This window comes from Candidatus Stoquefichus sp. SB1, assembly GCF_001244545.1.
Classification (GTDB): Bacteria; Bacillota_I; Bacilli_A; order Erysipelotrichales; family Coprobacillaceae; genus Stoquefichus.
The window spans coordinates 811911-826108 of sequence record NZ_LN852694.1 but is presented as its reverse complement, the minus strand read 5'-3'; the positions used below and the strand labels follow the sequence as shown (position 1 = coordinate 826108).

Genomic DNA, 14198 nt, shown 5'->3' with positions numbered 1-14198 from the left:
TTATTTTATAAAGCAAAAATAATAGATATAACTATCTTTCAAAAAAGACGGTTCAACAAGAACCGTCAATCTAAAATTCTTTTTTTCTCATAATTTGTAAACTTATCCTATAAGAAATAGCTAAACAAATAATAACAAACACAATAATAATTCCCAGTAATCCAACTGAACCAATTGTACTTAAAGAACCAATCAGTTTAAAAACATCTATTCCCATCCATTCAGCAAGTTTTAATCCAACAAAGCCAATCACAGCAATTGATGCCATACTCAAAATCATTGCGACATTCCCTTTTGTTTGTCCAAACTTTAATTGAACAGGAATAACAACAGACATAAATAACAAAGCAATAACTAACATTGTGAGACAACTTGCTAGCCAATCAACCAATTGAAAATCTTGAATATAAATATAAGAATAAACAGTTGAAAGCATAGTAGATAATATCCATGCAATGATACCAATCAAGAATCCAAAGACATATTTTTCAATAGTATATTCCTTTCTAGTTACTGGTAAAGTCAACAAAAAGGCATTGGAATTGTTATATTCATCATAACTAATACTGCTGACAACAAATAGACAGCTTATAAATGTAACATAGCTGACAACAAAAATAGGATTGTTATTGATAAATAAGAAGAAAAAAGCAAATATAATCAACATCATAAAGAAAGTTTTTTGATTTTTTAATAATTTAATATCTTTTATAAGAAGTCCTATCATTATTTTTCACCTCTAATCATCATCATAATTAATTCATCAATATTTCCCTTTTCAATAACGATTGTTGGATAATTATCCATATAATATTGTTTTTGATTTGTTAAACAACGATATCCAAAATTTTCTTTCTTATATCTTAAAATATATTGTTTATCTAATTCTAAATACTGTTTCTCATCAACTTTCAAAATAGCATATTCACCTAATAGAACATCAGTTTCTTCATGTAAAATAATTGAACCATTATGGATCATATAAAGATCATCACACAATCCTTCTAAATCACTTGAAATATGTGAACTAATTAAAATAGCACAGTCTTCATTTTGTTCCATATAATTTCTTAACATATCTAAAAGTTCATCTCTGGCAATCACATCTAATCCAGCTGTTGGTTCATCTAAAATTAATAGTTTTGCCTGATGAGATAAAGCTACTAAGACTTTCAATTTGGCTTTCATACCTGTTGAAAAATCTTTAATCTGTTTATTAAGTGGTAGTTGAAATAAATGACACTTTTCTTTAAAGTCATGTACACTAAAGGTTTCATAAAGATGTGACAATACAGGAATCACATCTTGAATTGTCAAATAATCACTAAATCCAGCATCTGATAAAACCACACCTAATAGTTGTTTATCTTTCTGGTTTAACTCTTGACTATTTTTTCCCAAAACTTCGATATTTCCACCATCTATCGAAATCAAATCTAAAATAGCTTTAAAGGTTGTACTCTTCCCAGCACCATTTTGTCCAATTAATCCAGTTATACATCCAGGTTGAATTTCTAAAGAGCAGTTGAGTGTAAACTGATTATATTCTTTTTTCACATCATTAAGTTTTAACATAAATTAGTCCTCCATAATCAGATCAAATAATTCCCTTATTTCATCATTATTCATGCCACATCTTCTGCCTTTTTGGATGGCCATTTCCAAATCGGTTTCGACTTCTTTTCTTTGTTCTTCTTTTAAAAGTTCCTGATTAGCTCCTTTAACATAAGTTCCTTTTCCATGAACTGTTGTTGTAAAACCATCACTTTCAAGATTATCGTACGCTTTCTTGACAGTGAGAGCACTGATCTTTAAGTCTTTTGCCAAAGAACGAACAGATGGTAAGATATCATTTTCGTTGAGTTCGCCATTGATAATCATATTTTTGATTTGTTCTATAAGTTGTTCATATATTGGCTGCATAGATGAATTATTAATAATAATTTTCATAATTCTCCTCCTCTGTTCACAAACAGTATATAACAGTATATAACTGTTGTCAACTGTTTTATACTGTTTATCGCTACTTTATATAATCTTAACATAATGTTAAGATGATTTTGATAGTGAGAAATATCCATTTTGTTATAATACAAGTGAAGAAGGTGAACATATGGAATATCATAAACCACTCAATGAATTTACGATTGCAGCATTCTCAATCGCTATCCTATCTCTCATAGGTTCTCTTTTAAGCCTTTTCAATGCTATTCCACTCATGATTGGATATCAGCTTCTTCAAGAAGCAAAAAATCGTGGTATTTCTAAGAAACAAGAACAAATTGTTTCGACACTATTAGAGGCAGCTATGTTACTTACATTATGTATCACTGTTCTCTATATCACATTACAAATATAATAAAAACTCGGTTAATCCGAGTTTTTATATTGCATGAAATAATAAATATTTAACGTTGAAAACGATATTTCCACTTACCTTTTAAAAATCTTTGTGATAATAACACACATCTGGCTATATTATCACAGACCATCATTAACCAGACAAATTCAAGACTGAAATGGAAAATATTAATCATAATCCATGTCCCTAAAACACGAATTCCCCACATTGTTGTTAATGAGTATACAAAAGGTGCTTTTGTATCCCCCATCCCATTAAACGTCCCTTCAAGAATAACCAAAACACCATATATAGGTTCAGAAACAGAAACAATTCTTAAAACCAAAGCACCTATGGCAACCACTTGTCTATCAGGTGTAAACAAGCTCATTAATTCCTCAGCAAAAATAAATAAAACTATACCTGCCACTAACATCAACATAAAAGTGATAAAACAAATCAAATATGTGACTTGTTTCACTTTTTTTTCATTTTGCTCGCCAACAGCATTACCTACCATTGTCGCTGCTGCTGATTGAAAACCATACCCTGGAATATAAAAAGCTTGTTCTGCTTGAATAGCAATTGTATGAGCAGCAAATTGAATAACTCCTAATCGGGCAATGAGTGATGAAAAGGCAACTTGACCTAAACATATTACGCTACGTTCTAAAACAACCGGTATTCCAACACGTAAACAATCACGGAAAACAGCAGCATGATAATGAAAGCCAGTATGTATAAAATCAAAAATAGGATTATGATAATATCGTACAAACATCATGATGCCTCCAGCAGTAAATGAAATTGCTGTTGCTGTTGCCGCACCTACAACCCCTAATCCTGCACCTGGAATCGTAATTCCAAATACTTCTCGGCTTGGATAAATTAACAAAAAATTAAAAACAATATTAATACAGTTCATATATAGATTAATCAGCATAGGTGTTTTCATATCACTTACCCCTCTTAAAGCAGATGATAAAATCAAAACTGATGTTCTCAATAAAAGTGGTATAGATATAATCATAAAATAAGCAGAAGCATTTTGACGAATAGCAGGATCACCATTCAACCAGATTGGTAAATATGGCGAAATAACCAAACATATTATTGTCAGAGCAATCCCAACAATAAGTGTCATAAAAAAAGCTTGTTGTCCAGCTAATTTTAATCTTTTATGATCATTGGCACCATCTGCTTGTGCACACACTGACAAAACACCAATACCAAATGCAACTGCAATGCTAGATACTAACCACCCTACTGTACTTGTTAAACCAACAGCAGCAGAAGCACTTGCTCCTAAAGCACCAACCATCGCTGTATCAACATATGTAACAACCACATTAAGTGCTTCTTGTACAACTGCGGGCCATGCCAAATGACAAATTGATTTCATTTGATTTTTCACTCTTTCACCTCCAACGAATCATTATGTAATGTTCCAACAATAACAGCCAATAAAATAAAAACAGTTCCTATTATTTCCTGATAAGCCAATCTTTCATGTAAGAAAAGAATGGCTAAAAAAATACTATAAACAGGTTCTAAAACAGATATGATACTTGCTGTTTGTGCCTTGATATCTTTTAATCCATGAATATACAAAGAATGCGCAAGGGCTGTAAAAATCACACCATAAATCACCAAAGCAAAAAAATCACCAAAACTTCCTTCACCTAAAGGTGGATTGATAATTGAAATAAGTATTGTCATCACACCAGCAGCAACTGCCTGTTCATATAAAGTAATGACAACACTATCATAAGATGATGCTAAACGTCTATTAATAATAGAAAGCATTGCAAAATGGAAACTACTTATTAATCCATAAATAATTCCTAAAGTTATTGCATTTGTCATTTGAAAAGCAGGAATTAAAAAAGCAATTCCAATAGCGATCATCAAAACACTCATTAAATTTTTATATTGAAATTTTTCTTTAAACACATAAGGTTCTATAAAAACAACAAATAATGGATAAGTAGCAAAAGTGATTGTTCCAATTGCAACAGTAGAAACTTGGATGGACATGATAAAGAAAAACCAGTGAATAGCCAAAACCAGACCCGCTAATAAATTCCAGAAATAATCTTGTATACGATGCAAACGTAAAGAATAATGACGAAAATGAACAAATAAATAAAGTGCTAATGCTGAAAATAACGCTCTTCCTAATGTCATTAACAAGGCTGACATCGGAATCATTTTAACAAATAAGCCAGATGCTCCAAACAATAAGACAGCAATATGAACACTTAACAAACTACGCTTTTTCATCAGCCGATCCTTTTAAAATATAAACACTCACACTTCCATCATTCACAACGAACTCTCCATATCCATTTTCATCAATCATAATTTCTTGCTGGCAATTTTCTAGATAATCATAAAAAATTTGACCCTGATATTGCTTTCCTACAAACATTCTCTTATGACCACCAACGCTATCAGTCATAAGACAAGCTAAAGCATTTTGATTTTCTTCGCTCCTTGTCCAACCAATGAGACTTGCATCATCAAAATAGTCATACTGTTGACCAACTGCATAATTTTTTCTTAAAAACAATAAACGATCTAACATTACTTTTTGACCTTGAATATGACTATATTCAATTCCATAATAATCACCATAAAAAAGACATGGATAACCATCTTTTCTAAGTAAAATAAGTGCATACGCTAATGGTTTAAACCAATCAGCTACCCATGACTGGAGTCCTTGACAAGGTTGAGTATCATGATTATCCACAAAAGTCACTGCTTTATTGCCTGCTAGTTGTACTAATGTTCCCTCAAAAATCTTGGACATATCATATTGCCCATTCCCATGTGATGCTTCATAAAAATGATAATGCAATGGAACATCAAATAGCGATATTTGTCCTTCCACCTCATTTAAATAATTCAATAATCTTGAAACATCACCATGCCAATATTCACCAACTGCAAAAAGTTCCTTTTGATAATGGATTCTCAGTTCTCGAATCCAATCTTTATAAAAATAAGAATCAATATGTTTCACAGCATCTAAGCGAAAACCATCTAAATGTGTCATTTCTAAATACCATTGTGCCCAATTTTCTAATTCTGCCACAACATGAGAATTAGAAAAATCTAAATCAGCTCCCATCAGATAATCAAAATTTCCATTTTCATTATCAACATGTGAATCCCATTTTTTATCCTTAAATAAAAAAGTAGCATGTCGTTTTGATAGAACATCATAATCAACCCCATTAAAACATTTCCAGTTCCATGTAAAATCACTATACATTCCCTGTCGTCCTGGAAAAGTAAAAACAGTCGGAACTTCTATTGTTTCTTCATCACTGATAATTTGATTTTTATTATTTTGACTAACTTCATACGCTTTTATCATTTCAGTCGCATCAGCACCCATTTTGTGATTCAAAACAATATCTCCATAAACTTGTATACCTAATTCATGAAGATGATGAATCGCCTCTAAGTACTCATCTTTTGTTCCGTATTTTGTACGCACAGTTCCTTTTTGATCAAATTCACCTAAATCATATATATCATAAACACCATAACCAACATCATTAACTCCACCAATTCCTTTAAAAGCTGGAGGCATCCAAACTGCTGTTATTCCAATTTCTTTGAGATGTAAAGCATCATTTTTTAACAAAGTCCATAAATGTGGTTTGGGACTTAAATACCATTCAAAATATTGCATCAATACACCATTTTCCATTTTTACACCCCCATTGCTTTTTATTATACACTTATTCTTAGCAAATTCAAAGCACTTATATATTGCTTAAAGCAACTTATTGTGTTATGATATTTGCGAGGTGAAAATAATGCTGACAATTACATTAGAGGGTATTCAAGAAGAAAAAATAAAAGCAATCTGTAAAGAAAAAAAACAAGATGTCTCACGATTTATTCATGAATTGATTTGGGATACAATAGAAGATGAAGAACTCATTAAAAAAGCTGATCGTGCTTATGCTGAATTTCTAAAAGATCCTGTCACATACTCACTTGAAGAAGTTATGAGAGAGTTGGATATTGATGAAAATATATGAAGTTGAATTGTCAAAAGATTCTAGAAAAGAACTAAAAAAGATTGATAAATATCAACAAAAAGTTATTAATCAATGGATATGTAGATATCTTAGAGATTGTCAAAACCCACGTAGTTATGGTAAAGCTTTATCTGGTTCTCTTCAAAAGTATTGGGTATATCGCATAGGACATTATAGAGTGATTTGTGAAATAGATGATAAACACCAAATTATTCAAATCATCACAATTGGACATCGCAGTGATATTTATGTAAAAATGGTACGTGAAGAAGAGAATTTATATGAAATAGAGGTTGAGTATTAAGCTCAGCCTCTATTTCATTAATTGATCGATAACACCAATCATTTCTTCAATTTTTTTATCTGCATCATTTGAGTCTATTGCATCATGAACACAATGTTTCATATGAGCCCCAATGATTTCTTTATTGGCACGTTTTAAGATAGCCTGAGTTGCCATAATCTGATTGGAAACATCAACACAATAACGATCATCCTCAATCATTTTTAAAATGCCATCAATTTGTCCTCTTGCGGTTTTTAACAAACGTGTGACTTGAGATTTATCTGCTTTCATTATTCAAATCCTACCACTTTATATCCTGCATCTTCAACAGCTTTTGTTAAAACTGTTTCATCTACATCATGATCCAATTCAATATTTGCACAATTGTTTTTTAAATCAACAGTTGCTTTGACACCTTCAATACTATTTAATGCTTTTTCAACATGAGCCTGACAATGTGCACACATCATTCCTTCAATATTCATTTTTTTCATCATCACTTTTTCCTCTTCTTTCTTTATTTGTTTTGGTTTAAAAAATCTTAATCTTAAGGCATTGCTGACAACAAAGACTGAACTTAAACTCATAGCAGCTGCTCCAAACATTGGATCAAGTAACCAGCCATTGAATGGATAAAATAATCCAGCAGCAATTGGTATTCCAATCACATTATAGAAAAATGCCCAGAAAAGATTTTCTTTAATATTTTTAATCACTGCATGACTCAATTCAATTGAACTAACAACATCCTGCAAATCGTTTTTCATCAAAACAAGATCTGCTGAATCTATTGCAATATCAGTCCCAGATGTCATGGCAATTCCAACATCTGCACGCATCAAAGCGGGTGCATCATTAATACCATCACCAACCATAATAACGCGATGTCCTTCTGCCTGTAAATCTCTGATATGTTTTTCTTTATCTTGTGGTAAAACTTCAGCAATGACTTCTACTCCTAATGTATCACCTATGGCTTTGGCTGTCAAAGCATTATCACCTGTTAACATATAGACAGATAAATTCATATCTTTCAATGATTGAATGGCTTGCTGACTGGTTTCTTTTAAAACATCACTGACAACAATCATCCCAATCAATTGTCCATCTAATGCATAATAGAGTGGTGTTTTTCCAAGACTTGCTAATGATTGAGAAGTTTCATAAACTTCAGATAAATCAATCTGATGCTCATTCATCATACGTTTATTCCCAGACAAGAGCATTTTACCATGAAGTTTCCCAATTAATCCCTGTCCTTGAATCATTTCAAATGATTCAACTGTTTCAAATGTTAAATTCTTTTGTTGAGTGTAGTCAACAATAGCTTTTGCAAGTGGATGTTGCGACGCACTTTCAATAGCGGCTGCTATTTTTAACAATTCTGATTCACTGATATGTTGTGGATAGATATCTGTAACTTGTGGTTTTCCTTTTGTAATTGTCCCAGTTTTATCCAAGACGATACTATCAGCTTTAGAAAGAATTTCTAATTTTTCAGCCGATTTCATTAAGATTCCTAACTGTGCGCCTTTCCCAGTTCCAACCATAATAGCCGTTGGTGTCGCAAGCCCTAAAGCACAAGGACAAGAAATAACCAATACAGCAATTGCACATGTTAATGCAAAATGGAATGTTTGAGCACCTAGAGTCATCCACCCTATAAATGTGAATAATGAAATCACCATAACAATAGGCACAAATACTCCACTTATTTGGTCAGCTAATTTGGCAATAGGTGCCTTTGATGAACTCGCATCTTCAACTAACTGGATAATTTGTGAAAGCGTTGTATCACCACTTGTATGTGTAACTTTGACTTGAATATAACCTTCTACATTCATCGTTGCGCCAATTACTTTATCATCAACAGATTTATCAACAGGTAAACTTTCACCTGTAATCATTGATTCATCAATTGAAGACTGCCCTTTGATAATGACACCATCAACTGGAATACTTTGACCTGATTTGACAATTACAATATCACCAACATCAACATCTTCGATAGCGACAACGACTTCCTGTCCATCGACCAAAACAGTCGCAGTTGAAGGCATTAAATTCATTAATTTTTCAATAGCTTCTGATGTTTTCTTTTTAGAACGTGATTCTAAATATTTTCCTAATGATATTAATGTTAAAATCATCCCAGCTGATTCAAAATAGAGTTGCATCATATATGTATGAGCCTCACTCATATTTCCATGACCTAAATGATATCCCATCATAAAAATTGCATAAATACTATAAATCGCTGCTGCAGCTGAACCCATAGCTATTAACGTGTCCATATTAGGACTCTTGTGCCATAATGACTTAAAGCCTCTTTGGAAGTAACCACGATTGATATACATAATAGGTAATGTCAAAAATAATTGTGTCAAAGCAAAAACCATCATATTCTCATGTCCAAGCAATATATCTGGAAGTGGTGCTCCCATCATATGTCCCATTGAAATATAAAACAAGGGGATAAGAAATACAAATGATAAAATCAATGATTTCTTTTTTTCATCAAGACTATCATTTTGTGAAGTTGTTGATTGGACTGCAGTTTTTTCTAGCATAGCCTTATAACCAGCATCTTCTACAGTTTTCATAATCAGTGCATCATTAACTTTCTTTTCATCAAATTCAACAACCATAGAATTGCTTAAAAGATTGACATTGACACTTTCAACGCCATCAATATGTTTAACTGCTTTATCAATATGAGCACTACATGCACTACAACTCATACCAATAATATCATATTTTTGTTTCATTATAACACCTCCCACCCCTAAGGGGTATACTATCATTATATTCTTTCTTTATGATTTGTCAAATCATATGAAAAAAGAAGTTACCTTTATGATAACCTCTTCATCCTTATTTATACGTAATCACTTTACGATATCCTGTTACAAAATCAACTTCATTTTCTAATTCCTCATGATTTTTGAAATGATGAAGATTACGAATGACAAGTTCAGTAAAATAATCTCTTGCACTTTTCCATACATACCCTCCTGATGCATGAGGTGTTATCAAAAGATTATCAATATCCCAAAGTTCATTATCTTGAGTTAACGGTTCTTCTTCTACAACATCGATTGCTGCACCATAAAGATGTCCACTCTTTAAAACATCTTTTAAATCGCTACTCACGATAGCACTTCCTCTACCAATATTGACAAGCATAGCATCTTTTTTCATAATCAGCATTCTTCTTTTATCAAACATATGAATTGTTTCTTTAGTTTGAGGCAATGCTAAAATCACAAAATCAGCACGTGACAAAACTTCATCAATATGACTTGTTGTATATATTTCATCAATATAAGGTGGTAACGGTGATATTGTTCTTTTGACAGCAATAATATGACATTCAAAAGCTTTCAGGCGTTTTGCTAATTCATATCCTAAATCTCCTAATCCCACAATCACAACAGTGCTCTGATAGAGTTCTTTCCCAGTGGAAACACCCTGCCATAAGTGCTGATCCATATGATGAACATAAGTTTTTATATTTTTATTCAATGTTAAAATCATGCCAATCGTATGTTCAGCGATTGCTTTTCCATAAGTTCCACTGGCATTTGTCAATCTTGTTTTTGGATATAAAATTCCATCTTTGACATAGCTATCACTACCTGCACTATGCAACATCATCAGTTGAATATTTTCTCTATTTATATTCACTTGAGTTCCTGTATTGCCAATAATAATATCACAGTTATCAATCATCTCCTGAGTCACACTATGGCCATCACTGTAAATAAATTCATCATCTAAAAATTGACTTTCAATCTTTTTAAAATTATCTTCTTGTAAAGGTGCTAGATTTAATATTCTCATCAAATAATCCTCCTTAAAAACATTATAACATCTTTTTTATTATCAGATTATAAATTTTAGAATATGAAAACAATCACTTCATTTGTGATTGTTCATTGCTTTTTCTAAAAGCATAGTCATACTATATTCTCGATACAAATCAAAACCAATTGATAGTGATACATAAACACTCATTCCTAAATACATTCCCCATCCAAGCCAGTAATAAATTCCGGCACATATCAAAATCATTGTGAAAACCATATAAGGCGAGTATTTAATTTTATATCTTAGTAAACTATATAATGATTCAATAAGTAATGACAGCATGATAGCATAAAACAGCAACATCATAAATGTATAAAAATCAACATAAACTTTAACAAAACTCATTTGTACAATATACCATAAAACAATGAAAGTCGTTACTATACGGATACTTAGTTTTTCTAACATCTTCACTCACCTCATTTTCAAATAATTTTTAAATGAACGAACATATGAACGTGAGAGTTCTACATATTCTCCATTTTTTAGATAAATGCGATATTTCATATTCATAAGAGGTTCTAAAGAATCAATCATATAACAATTAATAATTAATGATTTGCTAATACGAACAAAACCATATTCTGATAAAATATTTTCTAATTCATAAAGTTTTTCTTTAATTTCATATTGTTCTTCTCGGGTATGAATATAGGCTTCTTTTGAAAATCCTTCTATATAAACAATTGTATGAACATCAATTTTATAAATACGTTCATTTTTCTTACCAAAAAGAACTTGTGAGGACATCTCTAAAGAATAAAGATAATCTTGTAATTCTTGTAAATGTTGTAAATCAAATACATATGCCAATCCTTGAAAATCAATTCCTTTTTCAACCAAAATAACATCTAAATACTGATAATCTTTTAATTTGTCTTCTAATAACTGTCGATGTTGATCAAGGCAAATGAGTTTCATAATATGTTAATGGGTACTCCTTCTTAATAATGTTATTTTGGTCATGATATTGAATGACAATGTAGTAAGGAGCTTGACTGATTTTTGTTTTTTCATGAATAGGCATTTCATGATATAAAGTCACACCATCTCGGTACTTTCTTTTGTAATATTCTTGTGTATTATAAACGAGGGCATGACCATCTTTATCTAATATTTGAATATTGTCAATAACAAGATTTTGATGAAAGACTTCAATTCTTGGTAGCATAAATATAATTCCATTTTCAATGAGACAATGACTTATTCGGATATCTTTATCTGCATATCTATATTCATCTAAATGCATTTCTTTCACATTGGCAGGATATGATATGCCATCAATAATGATTTCACATTTTGGGGATGTTTCAACTTTATTTGCCCAACCAGATGAATATTGCTGATAATACTGATGTGAACCGTCATTGCCATACTCCATGTAACCTTTACTAATTATTTCTTCATTCAATTTGATTCCAATTTCATTAGGTCTATTTTCATTCTTTAATTCAATGTCTGTCACAAATCCTCCACTTGACATGGCACCATGAGGATATTCAACACAGAAGTCTGTAACATACTTGATATTTAATTGACTATTAGAAATTTGATATATTTTATATTGAATAGCCGAGTCATAAGCGTGTTCAACCATTGTATATTGTGTAAGAACAATTGCAGCAATCGTCATTAATATAATGAAAACATGGATATAAAATGGTTTTTTAACTGCAATTGGTTGTGGTCGCATTTCGACATGAATTAATTTTTTTATTGATAATAAATGAATAAGTGTAACAATAACACATATACAAACAATAAGAGATGCTATTTGATTAATATAAATATTATAAATTGTAGAGGTAGGTCCACCTGGAATTGTCAAAGTTTTGACAATAGCAGATATCACATAAATCAATATCCAAATATGATATGATTTTTGTTTTGAATATTGAGGAAATTCTTTTTGAACAAACACTAAAAAAGTGGAATATAAGATTGTCTGTAAAAGTAAATATTCAAAACGAGTATATTGAATAAAAGAAATACCAACCATTAAACAAGCCAATCCAATAAAATAGAAATATTCTTTTCGATGTCTTCTTTGATATTCATAGAGAAAACCAAGTATAAGAATGATCAAACTAATACTTACAGAAAAGACTTGAACATTATAAACATGAACATCAAGAAATTGAAAATGTAAACACATAAATCCAAAGATAATAATTCCTAATCCCATGATATCCACCTCCTATCTTTAGTATATCTTTTTTAGTAAAAAAAGAAAGTTTTTCTACTTCACTTACACTCTTTTCGTTTAACTTACATATCAAAAATAGTACCAAAAAGAAAAATCACCCTAAGAGTGATTAATCAATAAATTCATTATAAATAGCTTTAATAGCTGGTTCAAAATAACAATTTCTTACACCTATGATAATATTTAACTCACTTGAGCCCTGGTCTATCATCTTGATATTAATATTTTCTTTAGCAAGTGCATTGAAGACTCTTGCAGCTGTTCCTCGACTTGCTTTCATCCCACGACCAACAACTGCAATCAATGCTAAATCAGATTCAAGTTCAATTGAGTCTGGTTGCACAGCACGATGAATTCCAGCCAAAACATCTTGCTCTTTATCAATAAATTCATTAGTATTCACAATAATTGTCATTGTATCAATACCAGAAGGCATATGTTCAAAAGACAGATCATGTTCTTCAAAAACTTCTAGTACTTTACGCCCAAACCCTATTTCAGAGTTCATCATATCTTTTTCAATCATAACTGTTGCAAAACCTTTTGTTCCAGCAATACCAGTAATAACATGTGCGGGCTTATGACAAGTACTTTCAACAATTAATGTCCCTGGATCTTCAGGATGATTCGTATTTTTTATATTAATCGGAATTCCTTCACTACGTACTGGAAAGACAGAATTTTCATGTAGTACAGAAGCTCCCATATAAGATAACTCTCTTAATTCTTTATATGTAATGGTTTCAATAACATCCGGATCTTTCACAATACGCGGATCAGCAATTAGGAAACCTGAAACATCTGTCCAGTTTTCATATAAATCAACTTTACCATTTTTAGCAACAATTGAGCCAGTTACATCAGATCCACCTCGTGAAAAAGCCTTAATTGTTCCAGAACCATCATTTAACGAACCATAAAACCCAGGTATAACAGCATTATCTACATTTGCTAAAGTGGCAGATAAAATAGGATCTGTTTTTTCAATATCATAGTTTCCATGTTCATCGATAAAAATCACATCTTTAGCATCAATAAATTGAAACCCAAGATAATTGGCTAATAATTTTCCATTTAAAAATTCCCCACGACTTGCAGCATAATCTTCACCAATATGATTTTCAAAATCTTTTTGTATTTGTTTAAAATCATCTTCTAATGAAATATCTAATTTCAATCCATCAATAATATCTTGATATCTTTCTTTAATTTCTTCAAATGTTGCTGTAAACTCTACCGTTGTTTGGGCATTATATGCCTTATATAATAAATCAGTCACCTTCGTATCATCTTTAAAACGTTTTCCTGGTGCACTTGGAACCACAAAACGTCTTTGTTCATCGGCTTTAATAATATCATATACTTTTTGAAACTGTTTGGCATCTGCTAAAGATGAACCACCAAATTTAACAACTTTACTCATAAACTCTCCCC

The 14198-nt window shown here is 31.3% G+C and carries 16 protein-coding genes; 3 read left to right on the top strand and 13 right to left on the bottom strand.

Features of this window, described 5'->3' with window-relative positions:
- Window positions 1–70 precede the first annotated feature (70 nt).
- The 3 genes from BN1865_RS07730 to BN1865_RS07720 are packed head-to-tail and all read right to left on the bottom strand — an operon-like array spanning window position 71 to window position 1950.
- Window positions 71–727: an ABC-2 transporter permease gene (locus tag BN1865_RS07730; protein WP_050636669.1), complete on the bottom strand. Its 657-nt coding sequence runs from the start codon at window positions 725–727 to the stop codon at window positions 71–73.
- Entirely contained in the window at window positions 727–1575 is an 849-nt protein-coding gene (locus BN1865_RS07725) for an ABC transporter ATP-binding protein (protein WP_050636668.1), read from the bottom strand. Before BN1865_RS07725 ends, BN1865_RS07730 begins: the two co-directional genes overlap by 1 nt.
- Window positions 1576–1578: 3 nt before the next feature.
- A complete protein-coding gene (locus tag BN1865_RS07720; protein WP_050636667.1) occupies window positions 1579–1950 on the bottom strand; it encodes a GntR family transcriptional regulator in 372 nt (123 codons plus the stop codon).
- A gap of 163 nt (window positions 1951–2113) precedes the next feature.
- Between BN1865_RS07720 and BN1865_RS07715 the strand changes: the two genes are divergently transcribed.
- A complete protein-coding gene (locus BN1865_RS07715) occupies window positions 2114–2359 on the top strand; it encodes a hypothetical protein (RefSeq protein ID WP_050636666.1) in 246 nt (81 codons plus the stop codon).
- Between the two features lie 49 nt (window positions 2360–2408).
- Here the strand turns inward: BN1865_RS07715 and BN1865_RS07710 are convergent, their stop codons facing one another.
- Genes BN1865_RS07710 through BN1865_RS07700 form a run of 3 tightly spaced genes read right to left on the bottom strand, consistent with a single transcriptional unit; the run spans window position 2409 to window position 6065 of the window.
- Window positions 2409–3755 carry an MATE family efflux transporter gene (locus tag BN1865_RS07710; RefSeq protein ID WP_232780352.1) on the bottom strand — a complete coding sequence of 449 codons (1347 nt, stop codon included), beginning with the start codon at window positions 3753–3755 and terminating at the stop codon, window positions 2409–2411.
- A complete protein-coding gene (locus BN1865_RS07705; protein WP_050636665.1) occupies window positions 3752–4624 on the bottom strand; it encodes a DMT family transporter in 873 nt (290 codons plus the stop codon). The genes BN1865_RS07710 and BN1865_RS07705 overlap by 4 nt, the downstream gene beginning before the upstream one ends.
- On the bottom strand, window positions 4611–6065 hold the full coding sequence (locus BN1865_RS07700; RefSeq protein ID WP_050636664.1) for an alpha-amylase: 1455 nt from the start codon (window positions 6063–6065) through the stop codon (window positions 4611–4613). The genes BN1865_RS07705 and BN1865_RS07700 overlap by 14 nt, the downstream gene beginning before the upstream one ends.
- 109 nt (window positions 6066–6174) lie before the next feature.
- Between BN1865_RS07700 and BN1865_RS07695 the strand changes: the two genes are divergently transcribed.
- Complete coding sequence (locus BN1865_RS07695; protein ID WP_050636663.1) at window positions 6175–6402, top strand: DUF6290 family protein; 228 nt, start codon at window positions 6175–6177, stop codon at window positions 6400–6402.
- Window positions 6389–6706 carry a type II toxin-antitoxin system RelE family toxin gene (locus BN1865_RS07690; protein ID WP_050636662.1) on the top strand — a complete coding sequence of 106 codons (318 nt, stop codon included), beginning with the start codon at window positions 6389–6391 and terminating at the stop codon, window positions 6704–6706. The genes BN1865_RS07695 and BN1865_RS07690 overlap by 14 nt, the downstream gene beginning before the upstream one ends.
- A 9-nt stretch (window positions 6707–6715) precedes the next feature.
- Here BN1865_RS07690 and BN1865_RS07685 read toward each other — a convergent pair whose 3' ends face one another.
- The 7 genes from BN1865_RS07685 to BN1865_RS07655 all read right to left on the bottom strand — a co-directional run bounded on the left by BN1865_RS07685 (window position 6716) and on the right by BN1865_RS07655 (window position 14187).
- Complete coding sequence (locus tag BN1865_RS07685; RefSeq protein WP_050636661.1) at window positions 6716–6979, bottom strand: metal-sensing transcriptional repressor; 264 nt, start codon at window positions 6977–6979, stop codon at window positions 6716–6718.
- Window positions 6979–9456 (bottom strand): heavy metal translocating P-type ATPase, encoded by a 2478-nt coding sequence (locus BN1865_RS07680; protein ID WP_050636660.1) that lies wholly within the window; start codon window positions 9454–9456, stop codon window positions 6979–6981. Before BN1865_RS07680 ends, BN1865_RS07685 begins: the two co-directional genes overlap by 1 nt.
- A gap of 106 nt (window positions 9457–9562) precedes the next feature.
- Window positions 9563–10531 carry a D-2-hydroxyacid dehydrogenase gene (locus BN1865_RS07675; RefSeq protein ID WP_050636659.1) on the bottom strand — a complete coding sequence of 323 codons (969 nt, stop codon included), beginning with the start codon at window positions 10529–10531 and terminating at the stop codon, window positions 9563–9565.
- Between the two features lie 78 nt (window positions 10532–10609).
- On the bottom strand, window positions 10610–10966 hold the full coding sequence (locus tag BN1865_RS07670) for a hypothetical protein (RefSeq protein ID WP_050636658.1): 357 nt from the start codon (window positions 10964–10966) through the stop codon (window positions 10610–10612).
- A gap of 6 nt (window positions 10967–10972) precedes the next feature.
- Window positions 10973–11479 carry a LytTR family DNA-binding domain-containing protein gene (locus BN1865_RS07665; RefSeq protein ID WP_050636657.1) on the bottom strand — a complete coding sequence of 169 codons (507 nt, stop codon included), beginning with the start codon at window positions 11477–11479 and terminating at the stop codon, window positions 10973–10975.
- The gene (locus tag BN1865_RS07660; protein WP_050636656.1) at window positions 11460–12743 is read right to left on the bottom strand and encodes a hypothetical protein; all 1284 of its coding nucleotides are present in this window, start codon (window positions 12741–12743) and stop codon (window positions 11460–11462) included. The genes BN1865_RS07665 and BN1865_RS07660 overlap by 20 nt, the downstream gene beginning before the upstream one ends.
- Window positions 12744–12873: 130 nt before the next feature.
- Window positions 12874–14187: an aspartate kinase gene (locus BN1865_RS07655; protein ID WP_050636655.1), complete on the bottom strand. Its 1314-nt coding sequence runs from the start codon at window positions 14185–14187 to the stop codon at window positions 12874–12876.
- Window positions 14188–14198: the final 11 nt, after the last annotated feature.

Excerpts from the sequence above, each read along its gene's own strand:
- BN1865_RS07705 (WP_050636665.1), bottom strand. The coding sequence starts at position 4,624 with ATGAAAAAGCGTAGTTTGTTAAGTGTTCATATTGCTGTCTTATTGTTT.
- BN1865_RS07655 (WP_050636655.1), bottom strand. The coding sequence starts at position 14,187 with ATGAGTAAAGTTGTTAAATTTGGTGGTTCATCTTTAGCAGATGCCAAA.
- BN1865_RS07665 (WP_050636657.1), bottom strand. The coding sequence starts at position 11,479 with ATGAAACTCATTTGCCTTGATCAACATCGACAGTTATTAGAAGACAAA.
- BN1865_RS07685 (WP_050636661.1), bottom strand. The coding sequence starts at position 6,979 with ATGAAAGCAGATAAATCTCAAGTCACACGTTTGTTAAAAACCGCAAGA.
- BN1865_RS07670 (WP_050636658.1), bottom strand. The coding sequence starts at position 10,966 with ATGTTAGAAAAACTAAGTATCCGTATAGTAACGACTTTCATTGTTTTA.
- BN1865_RS07690 (WP_050636662.1), top strand. The coding sequence starts at position 6,389 with ATGAAAATATATGAAGTTGAATTGTCAAAAGATTCTAGAAAAGAACTA.
- BN1865_RS07730 (WP_050636669.1), bottom strand. The coding sequence starts at position 727 with ATGATAGGACTTCTTATAAAAGATATTAAATTATTAAAAAATCAAAAA.
- BN1865_RS07720 (WP_050636667.1), bottom strand. The coding sequence starts at position 1,950 with ATGAAAATTATTATTAATAATTCATCTATGCAGCCAATATATGAACAA.
- BN1865_RS07725 (WP_050636668.1), bottom strand. The coding sequence starts at position 1,575 with ATGTTAAAACTTAATGATGTGAAAAAAGAATATAATCAGTTTACACTC.
- BN1865_RS07660 (WP_050636656.1), bottom strand. The coding sequence starts at position 12,743 with ATGGGATTAGGAATTATTATCTTTGGATTTATGTGTTTACATTTTCAA.
- BN1865_RS07715 (WP_050636666.1), top strand. The coding sequence starts at position 2,114 with ATGGAATATCATAAACCACTCAATGAATTTACGATTGCAGCATTCTCA.
- BN1865_RS07700 (WP_050636664.1), bottom strand. The coding sequence starts at position 6,065 with ATGGAAAATGGTGTATTGATGCAATATTTTGAATGGTATTTAAGTCCC.
- BN1865_RS07675 (WP_050636659.1), bottom strand. The coding sequence starts at position 10,531 with ATGAGAATATTAAATCTAGCACCTTTACAAGAAGATAATTTTAAAAAG.
- BN1865_RS07695 (WP_050636663.1), top strand. The coding sequence starts at position 6,175 with ATGCTGACAATTACATTAGAGGGTATTCAAGAAGAAAAAATAAAAGCA.
- BN1865_RS07680 (WP_050636660.1), bottom strand. The coding sequence starts at position 9,456 with ATGAAACAAAAATATGATATTATTGGTATGAGTTGTAGTGCATGTAGT.